Genomic DNA, 16,494 nt, shown 5'->3' on the forward strand with positions numbered 1-16,494 from the left:
CCTGTCGGTCGAGGGGTGGCGGCGGGGCATCGTGCATGGAGAGGCCGGACGTGTGAGGGGTGCGTCCGGCCTCTCACCCTTTTGCTGCGCGCCCCACCCCCTTACTGGGCGGGAACGTTGCCGCTTCACTTGGCGGGGACGTTGCCGCGGACCCAGTCGACAATGTCGGCGGTGCTCGCCCCAGGGGTGAAGATCCTGGCCACGCCGAGCTCACCGAGTGCTGCGATGTCCTCGTCAGGGACGATGCCTCCGCCGAAGACCACGATGTCGTCCGCACCTCGCTGGCGCAGCAGGTCGAGCACTCGGCGGAACAGCGTGAGGTGCGCGCCGGACAGCACGGAGAGCCCGATGGCGTCGGCATCCTCCTGGATGGCGGTCTCGACGATCTGCTCCGGTGTCTGGTGCAGACCCGTGTAGATGACTTCGATGCCGGCGTCCCGCAGCGCCCTGGCCACCACTTTGACGCCGCGGTCGTGGCCGTCGAGACCAGGCTTGGCCACCACCACCCGGATCCGAGTCTCCATCGCTGCACGCCTCCTGCCGACCGACCGATCCTTAACGAAGGTTAACCAACCTCGGCACATCGACGGCAGCCCGGCCGACCCTGAGCCGCAACCCCGATTCACCCTGACTGAACGCACGATAAGTATTGCTCCATGTAACCAGCGGTTACCAACGAGGGGCCCGATAAAAGGTTACGAAAACGGACAATAGACAACGGACAGTCGCAGATCGTCAACAGTTTTTCGCGAGTCGGGTTGTGGCGGCCCTAGGGGTTGGCTACCGTGTCCACGGTTGTCCTCTGGCTCCAGCCAGAACCAACCCGGCCAACGAGCGTTAATCCCAGGTTCCGCAACGAGGGTCCCGGATGCTCGCACCGCCGCCGAACTACCCGCCGATGGAGGGTGTGCGTGCGCCAGCGCCTGTCGTCAGAGCCCGATCGATATCGGGGTCGTCGCCGCGTACCGACTCCACCCCGTAGCCGCTACGCGGTCGTCATGACCACCGCCGTCGTCGGCGCGGGTGTCGTCGCCCTCGGGGCCAGCGCGATGCCCGACGCCAAGACGCTCAGCCCGGCGGCCCTGGCCGACCTGGAGAACAGCGTCGCCCTGAGCGACCAGGCCCTGGAGATCGACGACCAGGCCCTGGACCTGGACAGCCAGATCAGCGAGCGGGCCGAGGACGCCGAGCGCGCCTCCCGGGACGCCGACCGGACCCCGGCCACCTCGATGACCCAGGCTGCCCCGGACGTCTGGATGCTGCCGCTGCGCGGCTACACCTTCACCTCTCCGTACGGCATGCGCTGGGGAAAGCTGCACGCCGGCGTCGACCTGGCCGCCGCCGAGGGCACCCCGTTCCACTCGATCCACGCCGGCACGGTCACCCTCGCCGGCTGGAACGGCGGCTACGGCTACTGCGTGATCGTCAAGCACGACGACGGGACCGAGGCCGTCTACGGCCATGCGTCCCGGCTGCGGGTCACCGCCGGTCAGCGGGTAGAAGCCGGTGATCTGCTCGGCGACGTCGGCAACACCGGTCACTCCTACGGCGCCCACCTGCATCTCGAGGTGCACGTGGACTCGGAGCCGCAGGATCCGATCACCTGGCTGCGGGGCAAGGGAGTGGACCTCAAGCTGCAGGTCGAGGCGATCTACGGTGGCGTCGTCGAGCCCTGACATTGAGTGACTGAAGAAACCGCTCAGGCCGCACGGTCTGAGCGGTTTTTTTGTGCAGTCCGGACGCCCACCACCAGCGAAAATATGTCCTGCGTCACATTGGATTTTGTGACCTGAACCACTATCGGTCCAGTCAAGAAATCCCCCATCCAAACACGGAGAGTCACGAAATTCCGGCCTCCGAGCGGTGCTCCTCGCCTTCTGTGACTACCCGGTACCCACCCACCGTGCCTGGCACACCACCATTTCCGGGTCCGTGCCCCCCTTACCGCGGAGGTCACTCCCGTGTCGCACCCCGAGCCCACGGAGCGCAGCAAGCCCTCGACCCGGCGTCGGCCACCAGGGCTGCACCGGCTGGTTCCGCCCGGCAGGCACGCCCAGGTAGCGGAGTTCGGCCGCCGGACCCGCACCGCCGCCCTCACCGTCCTGGCCGTGGCGGCCCTCGGGATCGGCGGCGCGGCCACCGCACTTAACTCCGCCCCCGACCCCACCGCGACCGATCCGGCGACGACCTCGGCCCTCGCCGACCGGGCCGACGCGGCGGGACGCGCCGACCGGAGCACCCGTCAGCCGACGGCCACCCCGGACAGCGGCGGGGACGAGACCGGCTTCGGCGCGGCGCCCACCGACAGCAGCACCAGCCGTGCCGAGGAGACCGGTCAACCGGCGGACCCGGCCGAAGCAGCCGACGACGCGCCGACCCGGACCGACGACGAGCCCGCAGGGTCGGCCGACGCCAACAGCAGCGACGACAACAGGGACAGCGGTGACCCGGCAACGACCTCGGCGACGGCGGCGCAGCCGAGCTCGACGGCCGGCACGGCCGACTGGGTCACCCCGATGCCCGGGGCACAGATCACCTCCTGCTACGGCCAGCGCTGGGGCGTCCTGCACGCCGGGATCGACCTGGCTCTGCCGGCCGGCACCCCGGTGCTCGCCGCCGGCGCTGGGACGGTGCAGGTCGCCGGCTGGGCGTACACCGGCTACGGGATCTCGGTGGTGATCGACCACGGCGGCGGTGTGCTCACCCACTACGCGCACCTCTCCGCGACCAGCGTGTCGGTCGGCGACCGGGTGGCCCCCGGGGACACCATCGGTGCGGAGGGCTCCACCGGCGACTCCACCGGCCCGCACCTGCACTTCGAGGTACACATCGGCGGGCTATGGAGCCAGGTGGACCCCGCCCCGTGGATGCGCGAACGCGGCGTCGACCTGGGCTGCTGACCGGTTCGGTACGGGTCCGGGGTCAAACCTTCTCGATCGGCGCGTGCCGCAGCACCAGCCACATCGTCTGGTCGCCGAAGTCGACCTGCGCCCTGGCTCCCGGCCCGTGCCCCTCCACCGCCAACACCCGGCCCAGCCCGTACCGCTGGTGGTTGACCCGCTCCCCCACCGTCACCTTGGGCGCGGTGGGCAGCTCGCTGGCGGTACTCAGCCGACTCGGGTCCACCCCGAGCCGCTGAGCGAGGCGGGCGGCTTTCGGCGTACCGCCGGCGAAGCCGCCACCTCGCGCGACCGGTGACCGGTCTGCGGCGGCCGACCGCCCACCGACCCCGCCACCCGTGCCCGACCAGGAGGTGTACGCCGCCTCGGTCCGCTCCCAGCGGACCAGCTCGGCCGGCAACTCGGAGAGGAACCGCGACGGCGGGTTGTATGCCGGCTGCCCCCACGCGGCCCGGGTCACCGACCGGGACAGGAACAGGCGCTGCCGGGCCCGGGTGATCCCGACGTACGCCAGCCGCCGCTCCTCCTCCAGCTCCCGGGTGTCGCCGAGGGCCCGCAGGTGCGGGAAGACGCCGTCCTCCAGACCGGTCAGAAAGACCACCGGGAACTCCAGGCCCTTGGCGGTGTGCAGCGTCATCAGGGTGACCACACCCTGGTGGTCCGGGTCGTCGTCAGGCACCTGGTCGGCGTCGGCGACCAGCGCGACCTGCTCCAGGAAGCCGGCCACGGTCGCCGGCTCGTCGGACGCCTCGACCCGCTCGGTGTACTCGCGGGCCACGCTGACCAGCTCCTGCAGGTTCTCCACCCGGCCGGCGTCCTGCGGATCCAGGCTCTCCTCCAGCTCGGTCAGATAGCCCGAGCGCAGCAGCACCGACTCCAGTGCCTCCTCCGGGGTGGTGGTGGCCAGCTGCTCCCGCACGCCGTCGAGCAGCGCCACGAAGTCGGTGATCGCGTTCACCGCCCGAGTGGAGATCCCCGGTGCCTCGGCCGCCCGGCCCAGCGCAGCACCGAACGAGATCCGCTCGCGGGCGGCCAGCGCCTCGACGCACGCCTCGGCCCGGTCGCCGATGCCCCTACGCGGCGTGTTGAGTACCCGCCGGATGCTCACCGTGTCGTCGGCGTTGACCACCGCCCGCAGGTAGGCCAGCGCGTCGCGGACCTCCCTACGCTCGTAGAAGCGCACCCCGCCGACCACCTTGTACGGCAGGCCGACCCGGATGAACACCTCCTCGAAGACCCTGGACTGGGCGTTGGTGCGGTAGAAGACCGCCACGTCGCCCGGTCGGGCCGCGCCGTCGTCGCACAACCGGTCGATCTGCCGGGCCGCCCAGTCCGCCTCGGCGTGCTCGGTGTCTGCGACGTAGCCGACGATCTGCTCGCCGTCGCCCTGGTCGCTCCACAGCCGCTTCGGCTTGCGGCCGGCGTTGTTGGTGATCACCGCGTTGGCGGCGGTCAGGATCGTCTGGGTGGAGCGGTAGTTCTGCTCCAGCAGGATCGTCCTGGCCTGGGCGAAGTCCCGCTCGAACTCCAGAATGTTGCGGATGGTGGCGCCCCGGAAGGCGTAGATCGACTGGTCTGCGTCGCCGACCACGCAGAGCTCCCCCGGCGGCACGTCGTCCGACCCGTCGCCCACCAGCTCCTTGACCAGCTGATACTGCGCGTGGTTGGTGTCCTGGTACTCGTCGACCAGCACGTGCCGGAACCGCCGCCGGTAGCTGCCGGCCACGTGCGGGTGGGCCTGCAGCAGGTGCACCGTCGTCATGATCAGGTCGTCGAAGTCGAGCGCGTGTGCCTCGCGCAGCCGACGCTGGTAGAGCGTGTAAGCCTCGGCCAGGGCCCGCTCATTGGGGCCGGCCGCCCGGTCGGCGAACGTCTCCGGGTCGACCAGCTCGTTCTTCAGGTTCGACACCTGGGTGGCCAGCCCACGGGCCGGGTAGCGCTTCGGGTCCAGGTCGAGCTCCCGGGCGACCAGCTGCATCAGCCGCCGTGAGTCGTCCGCGTCGTAGATGGAGAACGTCGACTTCAGCCCCGCGTGCTCGTGCTCGGCCCGCAGGATCCGTACGCAGGCGGAGTGGAAGGTGGAGACCCACATCATCCGGGCCCGCGGCCCGACCAGGTTGCCGACCCGCTCCTTCAGCTCACCGGCCGCCTTGTTGGTGAAGGTGATCGCCAGGACCTCACCGGGGTGGGTCTGCCTGGCCGCGAGCAGGTACGCGATCCGGTGGGTGAGCACCTTCGTCTTGCCGGAACCGGCGCCGGCCACGATCAGCAGCGGGCCACCGGCGTGGGTGACCGCCTCTCGTTGCGGGCCGTTGAGCCCGGTCAGCAGCGCGGCGGCAGCCAGATTGGGCTCAGCCGGCCCTCGGCCGGCCGAACTGGGCTCAGCCGGCCCTCGGCCGGCCGAACTGGGCTCAGCCGGCCCTCGGCCGGCCGAACTGGGCTCAGCCGGCGGACCGCCCCGATCCGTGACTGGTACGGATGGGGCCGCTGGGGTTTCGAAGAGTGGATGCATCGCACGGGCGAGTCTATGCCGCACGACCGACAGCCCCGCGCCGCCAGGCCCGCGCCGCCAGGCCCGCGCCGCCAGGCCGGATCGCAGACTCGGGCCGCCAGACTGGGGCCGTCGGCGCGCTGGGTGTCTTCCCAGAGGGTGGCGGAATTCTTGCGCTGGCGTCGCCAGCCTGGGCATACTCGTAGCGTGATCCGCCAGGCACGATTCTTCTTTAGCTACGGTTCCGGGAGTCCGGCTGCCGTAGGTCGCGCCTGATCATCAGACCTACAAGTGCCCCGGGCTCTCGCGAGAGCCCGGGGCACTTCGCGTTCCGGGTTCCGCGTCCACCGGGGCCGGACAGTCCAGGAGGCAGGACATGGGGACCAACGCCGTTGCGCACACCGCCGACAGCAGCGCGACGCCACCGGCCGGCACCGCTGAGGAGGCGGGCCAGTCTGGCGCGACCGGCCCGGCAGGGCGATCCGACGGTCGTCACCAGACCGGGACGGACGCGCCGGAGGCGGCCGACCGTATCCTGGCCATCCGAAACAGGATCAACGAGATCGACGACGCACTGATCGCGCTCTGGCAGGAACGGGCCGAGCTGTCGCGGCAGGTGGGCGCGGTCCGGATCGCCTCGGGCGGCACCCGGCTGGTGCTCTCCCGGGAACGTGAGATCGTCGACCGCTACCGGTCTGAACTGGGTGCCGACGGCACCCAGTTGGCGCTGCTGGTGCTGCGGGCCGGCCGCGGCCCACTGTGATCACCGGCCCGGCCGTCACCTCAGCCAGCCGGCGCTCGATTCAGCCAGGCGGAACGCACGAGGGCGGCCAGCCGGCCCGCTCCCACCATGCGTCAACGTGATGCGAGGCGACGAGCGGGCCGGCGCCCGGACTACTCGGTGACGTGCACGACGTCGCGCACCTCGGCGAAGTGGCAGGCGCTGGGGTGCGCCGACGTCTCCCGTACCGTCAGGGTCGGTTCCTCGGCGGCGCAGATGTCCTGTGCCTTCCAGCAGCGGGTCCGGAACCGGCAGCCCGACGGCGGGTCGGCCGGTGACGGCACGTCGCCTTCCAGCACGATCTGGTCCCGCAGGCCGCGCACCGTCGGGTCGGGCAGCGGGACCGCGGAGAGCAACGCCTGGGTGTACGGGTGGGTCGGCCGCTCGTAGATCTCCTCCTCGGTGCCGATCTCCGCGATCTTGCCGAGGTACATCACACCGACCCGGTGTGCGATGTGCCGCACCACCGACAGGTCGTGGGCGATGAAGATGTACGACAGCCCCAGTTCCTTCTGCAGCTGCTCCAGCAGGTTGATCACCTGCGCCTGGATCGACACGTCCAGCGCGGAGACCGGCTCGTCGCAGAGGATGATCTCCGGGCGCAGCGCCAGCGCCCGGGCGATGCCGATCCGCTGCCGCTGCCCGCCGGAGAACTGGTGCGGGTAGCGGTTGATGTGGTCCGGGTTGAGGCCGACCAGCTCCAACAGCTCCTGGACGCGGCGGCTACGGTCGCTCTTCGGCGCCACGTCCGGGTGGATCTCGAACGGCTCGCCGATCAGGTCACCGACCGTCATCCGCGGGTTCAGCGAAGTGTACGGGTCCTGCATCACCAGCTGGATGTTGCGCCGGGCCCGGCGCATCTCGGCGCCGCTGCGGCCGGCCACGTCCGCGCCGTGCACCATGATCGAACCGGACGACGGGGTCTCCAACCCGACAAGCAGCTTGGCCAGGGTGGACTTGCCGCAGCCGGACTCGCCGACGATGCCGAGCGTCTCGCCCCGGTGCAGCTGGAGGCTGATCCCGTCCACCGCGCGGACCGCGCCGATCTGCCTCTTGAACAGGATGCCCTGGGTCAGCGGGAAGTGCTTGACCAGATCCTTGGTCTCCAGGACAACGTCACTCATCGCCCTTGACCTCCTTCCAGAAGTGGCAGGCGGAGGTCCGGCTCGGCGTTAGCGCGAACCGGGGCGGCTCCGGGTCGGCCCGGCAGACGTCCTGCGCGTACCGGCAGCGCGGGTTGAACGAGCAGCCGGTCGGGATGTTCGTCAGCGCGGGCGGCAGGCCCTTGATGACGTTCAGCTCCTGACCCTTGAGGTCGATCCGGGGGATCGATTCCAGCAGCGCCTTGGTGTACGGGTGGGCCGGCGAGGCGTAGATGTCCCGCACCGGCGCCTCCTCGACGACCCGACCGGCGTACATGACCGAGATCCGGTCGGCGACGTCGGCCACCACCCCCATGTCGTGGGTGATCAGCACCAGGCCCATGTTGCGTTCCCGCTGCAGCTCCGCGAGCAGGGCCATCACCTGGGCCTGGACGGTGACGTCGAGCGCGGTGGTCGGCTCGTCGGCGATCAGCACCTCGGGGTCGAGAGCCAACGCCATCGCGATCATCACCCGCTGGCGCATGCCACCGGAGAACTGGTGCGGAAAGTCGCCGACCCGCTGTTTGGCGGCCGGGATCTTCACCAGGTCGAGCAGCTCGATCGCCCGCGCCTTCCCGTCGGCCCGGGACATCCCCCGGTGCTTACGGAACAGCTCGGAGAGCTGAAAGCCGACGGTGAACACCGGGTTCAACGCCGACAGCGCGTCCTGGAAGATCATCGCGATCCGGTTGGCCCGGATCTTGCGCCGCTGCGACTCGGGCAGCTTGAGCAGGTCCACGCCCCGATACTTGATCTCGCCGCCGGTGACGAACCCGGGCGGCGAGTCGATGATGCCCATGATCGCCTGGGCGGTGACGCTCTTGCCGCAACCGGACTCACCCAGGATGGCCAGGGTCTCGCCGGCCTGCAACGAGAAGCTCACCCCGTTGACCGCGCGGGCGATGCCGTTGCGGGTGCGGAACTCGACCTGCAGGTCGTTGACCTCCAGCGGCGGTGCGCTGGCGTCGAGGCCGGGCAGCGCGTCGATGGTGGCGGTGATGTCTCTGTCTGTCGCCATGGCTCACCTCACCGCAGCTTCGGGTCGAGGGCGTCACGCAGGGCGTCGCCCATGAGGATGAAGGAGAGCACCGTGCCGACCAGCAGCCCGCACGGGAAGAGCAGCAGCCACGGGTGGTCCAGGAAGTAGACCTGGTGCTGGGAGATCATGATCCCCCAGGACTCCTCCGGTGGCTGCAGACCGACACCGAGGTAGGTCAGCGTCGCCTCGGCGGAGACGAACGCGCCCAGGGTGATCGTCGCGTAGACGACCATCGGTGCGATCGCGTTCGGCAGGATGTGCCGGAACATCAGTCGACCGTGCCCGGCCCCCATCGCCTTGGCCGCCTGCACGTAGTCCAGGCCCTTGGAGGAGAGCACGCTGCCCCGCATGATCCGGGCGATGGTGGTCCAGCCGAGCACGATCAGGACGGCGGCCAGCGTCCAGACGTTCTGCTGCTTGATCACGGTCAGGAAGACGATCGCACCGAGCAGGAACGGCAGCGAGAAGAAGATGTCGGTGATCCGCGAGATGATCGCGTCCACCCAGCCGCCGAAGTAGCCGGCGAGCAGCCCGGCGGTGCCGCCGAGAAGGACGATGCCCAGCGTGGCGAAGATCGCGATCTGCAGCGACGGCCGGGCCCCGTGGATGGCGTGCGAGTAGTAGTCGCAGCCCAGGTTGTTGAACCCGAACGGGTGCTCCCAGCTGGGCGCGATCCGGGTCCGCTGGACGTCGCAGGCGCGCGGGTCCTGCCGGGTCCACAGGGTGGGGAAGGCGGCCATCGACGCGACCAGCAGCACGTAGATCGACGCGGCGATGAACACCGGGTCGCGCAGCAGTTGCCGCCGCGCGTCGGCCCACAGGCTGGCGTTGCGCTCGGTGGTGGCCGGAGCCGGGGCCGGTTCGGGTGGCGGTGGTGCCACCTCGGTGCCGCCGGCGGGGGCCGTGGGATGGGTCGGGTCACTCATGGTGGCACCTCGCTACGCTCGGTCCGCCGTGGATCAGCACGGCACCGGGCCAGATGTTCGGTCCATTGTGATCACTCATAGCGGATCCTCGGATCGAGGACCGCGTAAAGCAGGTCCACCAGCAGGTTCACCAGCAGGAAGACCATGACCAGCATGGTCACCACACCGATCGCCACCGAGGCTTCACCTGAGGTGGCGGCCTGGGCGACCAACGATCCGATACCACGTACGTTGAAGATCCGCTCGGTGACCACCGCGCCGCCCATCAGCGAGCCGATGTCGACACCGAGGTACGTGATCACCGGGATGAGCGAGTTGCGCAGTGTGTGCACGCCGATGACCCGCCGGTTTGCCAGACCCTTGGCCTTGGCGGTACGCACGTAGTCGGCCCGGATGTTCTCCATGATGCTGGTCCGGGTGAGCCGGGCGGTGGTGGCCAGGGAGACCGCGCCGAGCACCATGCCGGGGATGACCAGGCTGGCGGTCGGGTAGTCGGCGATGAACCCGGCGCCGAAGACGCCTCGCGAGATCAGTTCCGGTATCCAGTCCTGCCCGCGCAGGACGTTGCCGAACTCGACGCCGACGTACTGGCGGACCACGACGCCGAGGACGAAGATCGGCACGGAGATGACGAAGACCGTGGAGATCTTGACCAGGTAGTCCCAGAAGCTGCCGTTACGCAGACCGGCTAGGACGCCGGCGAAGATGCCGATGACCGCCTCGAAGACGATGGCGATGAGCACCAGCTTGAGGGTGTGCGGCAGGGCCCGGGAGACGAGCTCGGTGACCGGCTCCTGCTGCAGGTTGATGCCGAAGTCGAAGCGCAGGAAGATGTCCTGCAGGCGGTCGAGGAACAGACCGAAGCACGGGTTGCCCGGCTGCTCCAGGCAGGGGTCGCCGAAGCCGAGCTTCTCGGTCATGGCGGCGAGCTGAGCTTCTGTCGGCTTGCGGTCGCCGAAGATCGCCCGGACCGGGTTGCCGCTGAACTGGATGCCCAGCGACGTGACGTAGTGCAGTAGGAACATGGTGCCCAGCACGGTGGGGATGAACTGGAGCAACCGTCGGATGACGTAGCGCCCCATCTGGGGGGTCTCCTCTCGGCGCTAAACGTGGCGGCAACAGGCCCCCTCGTGGGAGTTCCCGTTGCCGCCACGTCGCGTTACGACTTGATCAGTCAGACTCGCAGGTCAGGAGTTCTTCAGAGTGATCTTGCCGTACTCAGCGTCCGAGATCTTGTTCCAGTGGAATTCGTCGACGTTCTCGCCGTACAGCGCAGCGATCTTGCTGAACCACATCGGGATGACCGGCATGTCCTCCACGATGAGGTCCTCGGCCTGGTTGTAGAACGGGATGGCCGCCTCGAGGTCCGCCGCGGCGTCGCCCTGGGCGATCAGCGCGTCGAAGTCGGGGTTGTTGTAGCCGGACGCGTTGCTGTCCGAACCGGAGCCGTAGAGCGGGTAGAGGTAGGTCTCGACCACCGGGTAGTCCGGGCCCCAGCCGAGCCGGAACGGACCGGTGAACTCCTTCTCGTCGGCGGTCGCCAGGTACTCGGGGAACTGCAGGTTGACCTTCAGCTCGTAGTCGATGCCCAGCGCGGCCTTCAGCTGGTCGCCGACCGCCTGCAGCCACTGCTCGTGACCGGCACCGGCGTTGGCCCACAGCACCAGCGGCTCGCCGTCCCAGCCGCCGGCCTCTTCCAGCAGCTCCTTGGCCCGCTCGACGTCCTGGGTGCAGTACTCGCAGACACCCGGGCGGTAGCCGTCGAAGGTCGGCGCCACAACGCCCTCAGCGGGGGTGAACCGGCCGTCGAAGACGGCGTCGATGATGCCCTGCCGGTCGACCGCGAGCGAGAAGGCCTGCCGGACCCGCTTGTCGGCGAAGCGCTCGTCGTAGGTCGGGAAGCCGACGTAGGTGAAGCTGTCGCCGGGGGCCTCGTACATCCGGTCGCCGTACTGCTGCTTGGCCTCCTGGTACCGCGCCGGCGGGATGGTGTACATCACGTCCAGCTCGCCGGACTGGAAGGCGGCGTAGCCGGCGTCCACATCGGCGTAGATCTTGTAGTCCAGGACGTCGGCCGCGCCCTTCTCCTCACCGGCCCAGGTCTCGCTGCGCGCCAACTGGATCCGCTGGTCGTGCTCCCAGCTGCCCTCGATCTTGTACGGACCGTTGCCGATCGGGGTCTCGTTGCAGGCGTCGGTGTCCTCGAGGCAGGCCTCGGCCATCGGGAAGAACCCGGAGTAGCCGACGATCGCCGGGAAGCCGGCGAACGGCTCCTTCAGCTCGACGGTGAAGGTCAGCTCGTCGACCTTGGCCAGGCCGGAGAGCTCCTCGGCCGCCGGCTCCTCGCCGCTGACCTCGTCGATGCCGACGATGCGCTTCATGAAGTAGGCGTTGTTCTGGGCGTTGGGCCCGTACGCCGTGTAGTTCCACGCCCGGATGAAGGCGTCGGCGTTGACCGGCTCACCGTTGTCGAAGGTGTAGCCGTCCTTGAGCGTGACCGTCCAGGTCTTGTTGTCCTCGGACTCGATCGACTCGGCGAGGTCGTTCTCCGGCTCACCGGTCTCGGCGTTGTACTTGACCAGACCACGGTAGAGCTGGCGGATGACCAGGATGGACGGCTCGTCGTCACCAGCGGACGGCAGCAGGAACGCCGGCTCCGAGGCGTAGATGCGAAGCGTACCGCCGGAGTTGTTGTTCTCCGTGGTGTCTTCGCCGTCGCTACTGCAAGCGGTGGCGAACAGAGCGATGGCGGTCGCTGCGACCGCCACCTTTAGGGTTTTCCCACGCATGGGAGAGCCTCCTCAGGGCGCTCACGGGGGGGTTGTGAGGTGACTGACACTGTGACACCAGGTAGCCCGTTGCGTGAAGGTGCCGTTATCAAGGTGATACGCGGACGGGACGGCCCCGATACTCCGGTCAAGATCACTCAACCGTCGCTCAGACCCGCCCTGACCTGGGCATCCGACCACTGTACAACCCTTATTACCGCAGAGTAGGAAAGCCCTCGTGTGACCTTCCCCGCGACCCCTCCATCACGTTCGGATGTTAAGTCAATACGATTAGTCACCACTTGTCCGAGGTGCCCGGATGCCGGATTGGCGGCAATTGCCGGCTTGTAACCTCAGGGTTAACACCGGTCCGCAGCAGACGCATCGCGAGCCCACAACCAGGCCCGCCATGATCGACACCGGACGGATCGCCAACCAGGTTCCCACCATCCGGGAGATAGAGCAAGTCCGCTGGTCGGTCAGATGAGCCGGCGGTCCGCCGCCCATCTGGACAGTTCGTACCGGTTCGACATCTGCAGCTTGCGCAGCACGTTCGAGACGTGGGTCTCCACCGTCTTGATCGAGATGAACAGCTCCTTGGCGATCTCCTTGTAGGCGTAGCCCCGGGCGAGTAGCCGCAGCACCTCCCGCTCCCGGTTGGTCAGCTGGTCCAGCTCCGGATCCACCACCGGCGCGTCCGGCCGGGCGGCGAACGCGTCCAGCACGAACCCGGCCAGCCGGGGGCTGAACACCGCATCCCCGTCGGCCACCCGTTGGATCGCCGCCGCCAGATCGTCCGGTGAGATCGTCTTTGTCACGTAGCCACGTGCGCCGGCCCGGATCAGCCCGATCACGTCCTCCGCCGCGTCCGAGACGCTCAGCGCCAGGAACCGCACCGACGGCCGCGCCACGCCCGAGCCCCGCAGCACCGCGTCCAGCACCGCCCGTCCCCCACCATCAGGCATGTGTACGTCGAGCAGCACCACGTCGGGGCCGACCGCGGCGATCCCGCTGACCGCCTCGGCCACCGTGCTCGCCTCGCCCACCACATCCACGTGGGCGCCGAGTTCGGCGCGGACCCCGGTACGGAACATCGCATGGTCGTCGACCAGGAATACCCGCAACCGCCGTCCGTCCGGCTGCCCCGGTGCCCCACCCGCCGCCGGCTGGCTGGTCGGTTCACTCATGTCGGCCATCCTCTCCAGGCTGTCGGCTCTCCGGCCCAGGCCGCCGGCTCTCCGGCCCGACCGGCAGCGTCAGCCGGACCTCGGTACCCGAGCCCGGCGTACTAATGATCTCGGCTCGACCGCCGTGCCGGCGCATCCGGCCGACGATCGAGCCGCGCACCCCGTGCCGGTGGTCCCCCACCCGGGTCGGGTCAAAGCCCGCGCCCCGGTCCCGGACGAAGACGCTGAGCTGCTCCGGCTCCACCTCCGCGTACAGCGACACAGTCTGCACCCCGGCGTGACGCGCCGCGTTGACCAGCGCCTCCCGGGTCGCCGCCACCAGCGCGCCAACCCGCTCGTCGGTGCCCCGGTCGCCCACCACAACGGCCTCGACGGACAATCCGAAAGTGTCTTCCACCTCGGCCGCGACCTGCTCCAACGCCGCCGCGAACCGCTCGGTCGGCGAGGCGGTCGGCTTGTAGAGCCAGTTCCGCAGCGTCCGCTCCTGCCCCCGGGCCAGCCGCTGCACGGTCTTCGGGTCGGCGGCGTTGCGCTGGATCAGCGCCAAGGTGTGCAGCACCTGGTCGTGGATCATCGCGGCAAGCTCGGCCCGCTCCTGCTCCCGGACCCGGCCCTCCCGCTCGGTGCGCAACTGGTTGAACGTCCGCCACAGCACCGGGGCGGTGACCACCCCGACGCCAGCGAGACCGACCAGGGCGAAGATGACGCCGTTGATGACGGCGGCGAAGTCGCCCCGGGGCGAATACACCGCCACCACCCCGATCACGCCGACCGCCACCAGCAGCCCGCCGCCGATGAACCGCAGCAGGAAGGCCCGGCGGTCGCTCTCGTCGACCACCGCGCCCAGCCACGGCACCTGTGGCAGGGTCTCCCGCCAGGCCCGCCGGCGCTCCGGTGCCGACTGGTGCCAGATGATCCCGGTCCCGACCGCGATGACCGCCACCAGCCAGCCGGCGGTGGCACTCACTCCACTGGATTCGAAGACCAGCACCTGGATCAAGATGACGCCGAGGCCGATCGCCACGAACGGCAGTAGTTCGCCCAGGTCGCGACGCTTCGGGGGCCCAACGGTCGCAGGTGGCACCACCGCCCAGAACGCCGCGTAGAGCAGCACCCCGAGGCCGCTGAACCCGATCAGTACGACGAACGCCACCCGTACGCCGACCACCGGCAGTCGCAGGTGGTGGGCGATCCCGGCGGCGACTCCGGCGACCACCCGCTGCTCGCGACTGCGATACAGACGTGGCGGCTCGATCGCGGTAGTGATCGCTGCCTCCTCGGCGGGTGGGACGTGGACGGTCTGACGGCCGATTCCGGCCGGCGGCGCCCGGCGGCGGTGACTTCGGCCGGTGGATACCGGCCGGTGGATTCGATCGTCACACGGCGACGACCCGCGCGACCACGGGGACGTCCCGGACAGCCACCGTCTGGAAAGTCAGGGTGGCTTCAGGGTCGATTCCCGAGGCAGGTCGGGCAGCCGGACACGGAGGATCACAAGTATGACCGACGACCCGACCAAGCCAGGTGGACCGGCGCAGCCACCCGACCCAGCGACCGAACCGGCACAGCCACCCGACCCAGCGGACGAGTCGACGCAGCCACCCGACCAGGCAACGGGGCCGGCAGGGGCGGCCAGTCCAGCGGGCGAGTCGGCCGGCGGGACCGCGTCGGCCCCGCCGACGGACCCCCCCACCACCGGGTACGGCTGGCAGCCACCGCCTCCGCAGGCCGAGGCCCTCGCCTCGCGGTACGGGTTGATCAGGCCGCGTCAGGGCCGGTACCTGGCCGGGGTGTGCGGAGCCATCGGCCGGGCCACCAACACCGACCCGGTTCTGTGGCGGGTGCTGCTGGCGGTGCTCGGCTTCTTCGGCGGTATCGGCATCCTGGTGTATCTGGTGGTGTGGCTGGCCACCCCGAGTGAGGGGGACAGCACCTCGCCGGTGGAAGGGCTGCTTGGCCGGGGCCGGTCGAGTACTTCACCGGTCACCGTCCTGGTGATCGGCATCCTCGCCGCTGTCATGTTCGGCTTCATCGTGACCGACGGGTTCCGGGCCGTCCTGCTCGGTTCGGCGGTGCTGATCGGCGGCGTGTTGCTGCTCAACCGCAGTCTCCGGGAGGACGGTCCGCGACCGGCTGGACCCCCGGCGCCGCCACCGCCGGGATACGGCCCACCGGCCGCGTACAGCCCACCGCCACCGGCCGGGTACGGTCCGCCGCCACCGGCCGGGTACGGTCCGCCGCCACCGGCGGGATACGGTCCGCCGCCGTACGGGCCGGTAGCGGGAGCGGCGCTAGCGGCCGCACCGGTCGCCGCCGGCCAGCCGGCAGCCCTCGGGGGCTACCGGGCACCATTCGCGCCCTACGGCCCGTACGCGGGTCGTAGCGGGCCACCGGGGCAGTTTCCCCCGCCACCTCCGGTCCCACCGCACCCGGTGCCACCGCCACCGTCGGTCGCGCCACGGCCCCGCAAGGAACGGTCCCGGCTGGGCACCATCACATTTTCGATGATCTTCGTGGTGCTCGGGCTGGTCACCGCGCTCGACCTGACCGACCTGGCGCCCACGCCACCCTCGGCCTACTTCGCGGCGGTACTCGCCACGATCGCGGTCGGGCTGCTGGTCGGGGCCTGGATCGGCCGGGCCCGCTGGCTCATCGCGCTGGGTCTGACGGCTGCCGCAGCGGTCGGTGTCTCCAGCCTCGCCGAGTCGGCCAAGGAGGCCGCATCGGAGCCGATGGTGTGGAAACCGGCCACCTACGGCCAGGTGGATTCGCGTTACCAGGCAACGTTCGGCGACGCCGTGCTGGACCTGCGCAACGTGGACTTCACCGACCGGCAGAAGGACGTGACGGTCTCGCTGTCGTTCGGCAAACTTCGCGTCTACCTGCCGGACGAGGTCGACGTACGGACCGAGACCGACATGAACGCCGGTAACGCGTCCGTGCTCGGACACCGCTGGGACGGCTTCGAGCAGGGCCGCCGCATCGTGGAGGACCTCGGATCGGACGGTACCGGCGGCGGCGAACTCACCCTGCGGATCGAAATCAACGCCGGCGACCTGGAGGTCATCCGATGAAACGGCACCGCACCGACGGCGTCTCCCTCACCTTCGGCCTGATCTTCCTCCTGATCGCCGGTTGGTGGCTGATCGCCCAGTCAGTCGACGTACCGCTGCCCCGGGTCGGCTGGATCGTCGCCGGCGGGCTGATCCTGCTCGGCGTACTCGGGTTGGTGGGCGCGTTGCGGTCCGGCCGCAGCGAAC

Annotated in this window: 13 protein-coding genes and 1 pseudogene; 5 read left to right on the forward strand and 9 right to left on the reverse strand. The window is 69.7% G+C overall.

Features of this window, described 5'->3' with window-relative positions:
- Positions 1-125: 125 nt before the first annotated feature.
- Positions 126-524, reverse strand: a complete 399-nt coding sequence (locus tag O7553_RS23425) for a cobalamin B12-binding domain-containing protein (RefSeq protein WP_281551811.1) — start codon at positions 522-524, stop codon at positions 126-128.
- Positions 525-911: 387 nt separating this feature from the next.
- Between O7553_RS23425 and O7553_RS23430 the strand changes: the two genes are divergently transcribed.
- Both O7553_RS23430 and O7553_RS23435 read left to right on the forward strand, forming a co-directional pair.
- On the forward strand, positions 912-1,676 hold the full coding sequence (locus O7553_RS23430; protein ID WP_281551812.1) for a M23 family metallopeptidase: 765 nt from the start codon (positions 912-914) through the stop codon (positions 1,674-1,676).
- Between the two features lie 285 nt (positions 1,677-1,961).
- Complete coding sequence (locus O7553_RS23435) at positions 1,962-2,900, forward strand: M23 family metallopeptidase (protein ID WP_281551813.1); 939 nt, start codon at positions 1,962-1,964, stop codon at positions 2,898-2,900.
- 22 nt (positions 2,901-2,922) lie between these two features.
- Here the strand turns inward: O7553_RS23435 and pcrA are convergent, their stop codons facing one another.
- Positions 2,923-5,412 carry a DNA helicase PcrA gene (gene pcrA, locus O7553_RS23440; protein WP_281551814.1) on the reverse strand — a complete coding sequence of 830 codons (2,490 nt, stop codon included), beginning with the start codon at positions 5,410-5,412 and terminating at the stop codon, positions 2,923-2,925.
- 355 nt (positions 5,413-5,767) lie between these two features.
- Between pcrA and O7553_RS23445 the strand changes: the two genes are divergently transcribed.
- Positions 5,768-6,154: a chorismate mutase gene (locus tag O7553_RS23445; protein WP_281551815.1), complete on the forward strand. Its 387-nt coding sequence runs from the start codon at positions 5,768-5,770 to the stop codon at positions 6,152-6,154.
- Between the two features lie 131 nt (positions 6,155-6,285).
- Here the strand turns inward: O7553_RS23445 and O7553_RS23450 are convergent, their stop codons facing one another.
- The 7 genes from O7553_RS23450 to O7553_RS23480 form a co-directional block, all read right to left on the reverse strand.
- Positions 6,286-7,296: a dipeptide ABC transporter ATP-binding protein gene (locus O7553_RS23450; protein ID WP_281551816.1), complete on the reverse strand. Its 1,011-nt coding sequence runs from the start codon at positions 7,294-7,296 to the stop codon at positions 6,286-6,288.
- Complete coding sequence (locus O7553_RS23455) at positions 7,289-8,332, reverse strand: ABC transporter ATP-binding protein (protein WP_281551817.1); 1,044 nt, start codon at positions 8,330-8,332, stop codon at positions 7,289-7,291. Before O7553_RS23455 ends, O7553_RS23450 begins: the two co-directional genes overlap by 8 nt.
- 8 nt (positions 8,333-8,340) lie before the next feature.
- A complete protein-coding gene (locus O7553_RS23460; RefSeq protein WP_347403705.1) occupies positions 8,341-9,279 on the reverse strand; it encodes an ABC transporter permease in 939 nt (312 codons plus the stop codon).
- A gap of 71 nt (positions 9,280-9,350) precedes the next feature.
- Entirely contained in the window at positions 9,351-10,361 is a 1,011-nt protein-coding gene (locus tag O7553_RS23465) for an ABC transporter permease (RefSeq protein WP_281551818.1), read from the reverse strand.
- Between the two features lie 105 nt (positions 10,362-10,466).
- Positions 10,467-12,068, reverse strand: a complete 1,602-nt coding sequence (locus O7553_RS23470) for an ABC transporter substrate-binding protein (protein WP_281551819.1) — start codon at positions 12,066-12,068, stop codon at positions 10,467-10,469.
- Between the two features lie 458 nt (positions 12,069-12,526).
- A complete protein-coding gene (locus tag O7553_RS23475) occupies positions 12,527-13,234 on the reverse strand; it encodes a response regulator transcription factor (RefSeq protein ID WP_281551820.1) in 708 nt (235 codons plus the stop codon).
- Positions 13,227-14,489 carry an ATP-binding protein gene (locus tag O7553_RS23480; protein WP_281555720.1) on the reverse strand — a complete coding sequence of 421 codons (1,263 nt, stop codon included), beginning with the start codon at positions 14,487-14,489 and terminating at the stop codon, positions 13,227-13,229. Before O7553_RS23480 ends, O7553_RS23475 begins: the two co-directional genes overlap by 8 nt.
- A 244-nt stretch (positions 14,490-14,733) precedes the next feature.
- Between O7553_RS23480 and O7553_RS23485 the strand changes: the two genes are divergently transcribed.
- Both O7553_RS23485 and O7553_RS30225 read left to right on the forward strand, forming a co-directional pair.
- A complete protein-coding gene (locus O7553_RS23485; RefSeq protein ID WP_281551821.1) occupies positions 14,734-16,308 on the forward strand; it encodes a PspC domain-containing protein in 1,575 nt (524 codons plus the stop codon).
- Positions 16,305-16,490, forward strand: a pseudogene (locus tag O7553_RS30225) (hypothetical protein); the annotation flags it as partial. The gene O7553_RS23485 and the pseudogene O7553_RS30225, both read left to right, overlap by 4 nt.
- Positions 16,491-16,494 lie beyond the last annotated feature (4 nt).

It is taken from the genome of Solwaraspora sp. WMMA2059, assembly GCF_027497315.1.
In the GTDB taxonomy this organism is placed as follows: domain Bacteria; phylum Actinomycetota; class Actinomycetes; order Mycobacteriales; family Micromonosporaceae; genus Micromonospora_E.

Bases quoted from the DNA above. Each gene is read 5' to 3' on its own strand.
- O7553_RS23470 (WP_281551819.1), bottom strand. From the start codon at position 12,068: ATGCGTGGGAAAACCCTAAAGGTGGCGGTCGCAGCGACCGCCATCGCT.
- pcrA (WP_281551814.1), bottom strand. From the start codon at position 5,412: ATGCATCCACTCTTCGAAACCCCAGCGGCCCCATCCGTACCAGTCACG.
- O7553_RS23460 (WP_347403705.1), bottom strand. From the start codon at position 9,279: ATGAGTGACCCGACCCATCCCACGGCCCCCGCCGGCGGCACCGAGGTG.
- O7553_RS23485 (WP_281551821.1), top strand. From the start codon at position 14,734: ATGACCGACGACCCGACCAAGCCAGGTGGACCGGCGCAGCCACCCGAC.
- O7553_RS23455 (WP_281551817.1), bottom strand. From the start codon at position 8,332: ATGGCGACAGACAGAGACATCACCGCCACCATCGACGCGCTGCCCGGC.
- O7553_RS23450 (WP_281551816.1), bottom strand. From the start codon at position 7,296: ATGAGTGACGTTGTCCTGGAGACCAAGGATCTGGTCAAGCACTTCCCG.
- O7553_RS23465 (WP_281551818.1), bottom strand. From the start codon at position 10,361: ATGGGGCGCTACGTCATCCGACGGTTGCTCCAGTTCATCCCCACCGTG.
- O7553_RS23445 (WP_281551815.1), top strand. From the start codon at position 5,768: ATGGGGACCAACGCCGTTGCGCACACCGCCGACAGCAGCGCGACGCCA.
- O7553_RS23425 (WP_281551811.1), bottom strand. From the start codon at position 524: ATGGAGACTCGGATCCGGGTGGTGGTGGCCAAGCCTGGTCTCGACGGC.
- O7553_RS23475 (WP_281551820.1), bottom strand. From the start codon at position 13,234: ATGAGTGAACCGACCAGCCAGCCGGCGGCGGGTGGGGCACCGGGGCAG.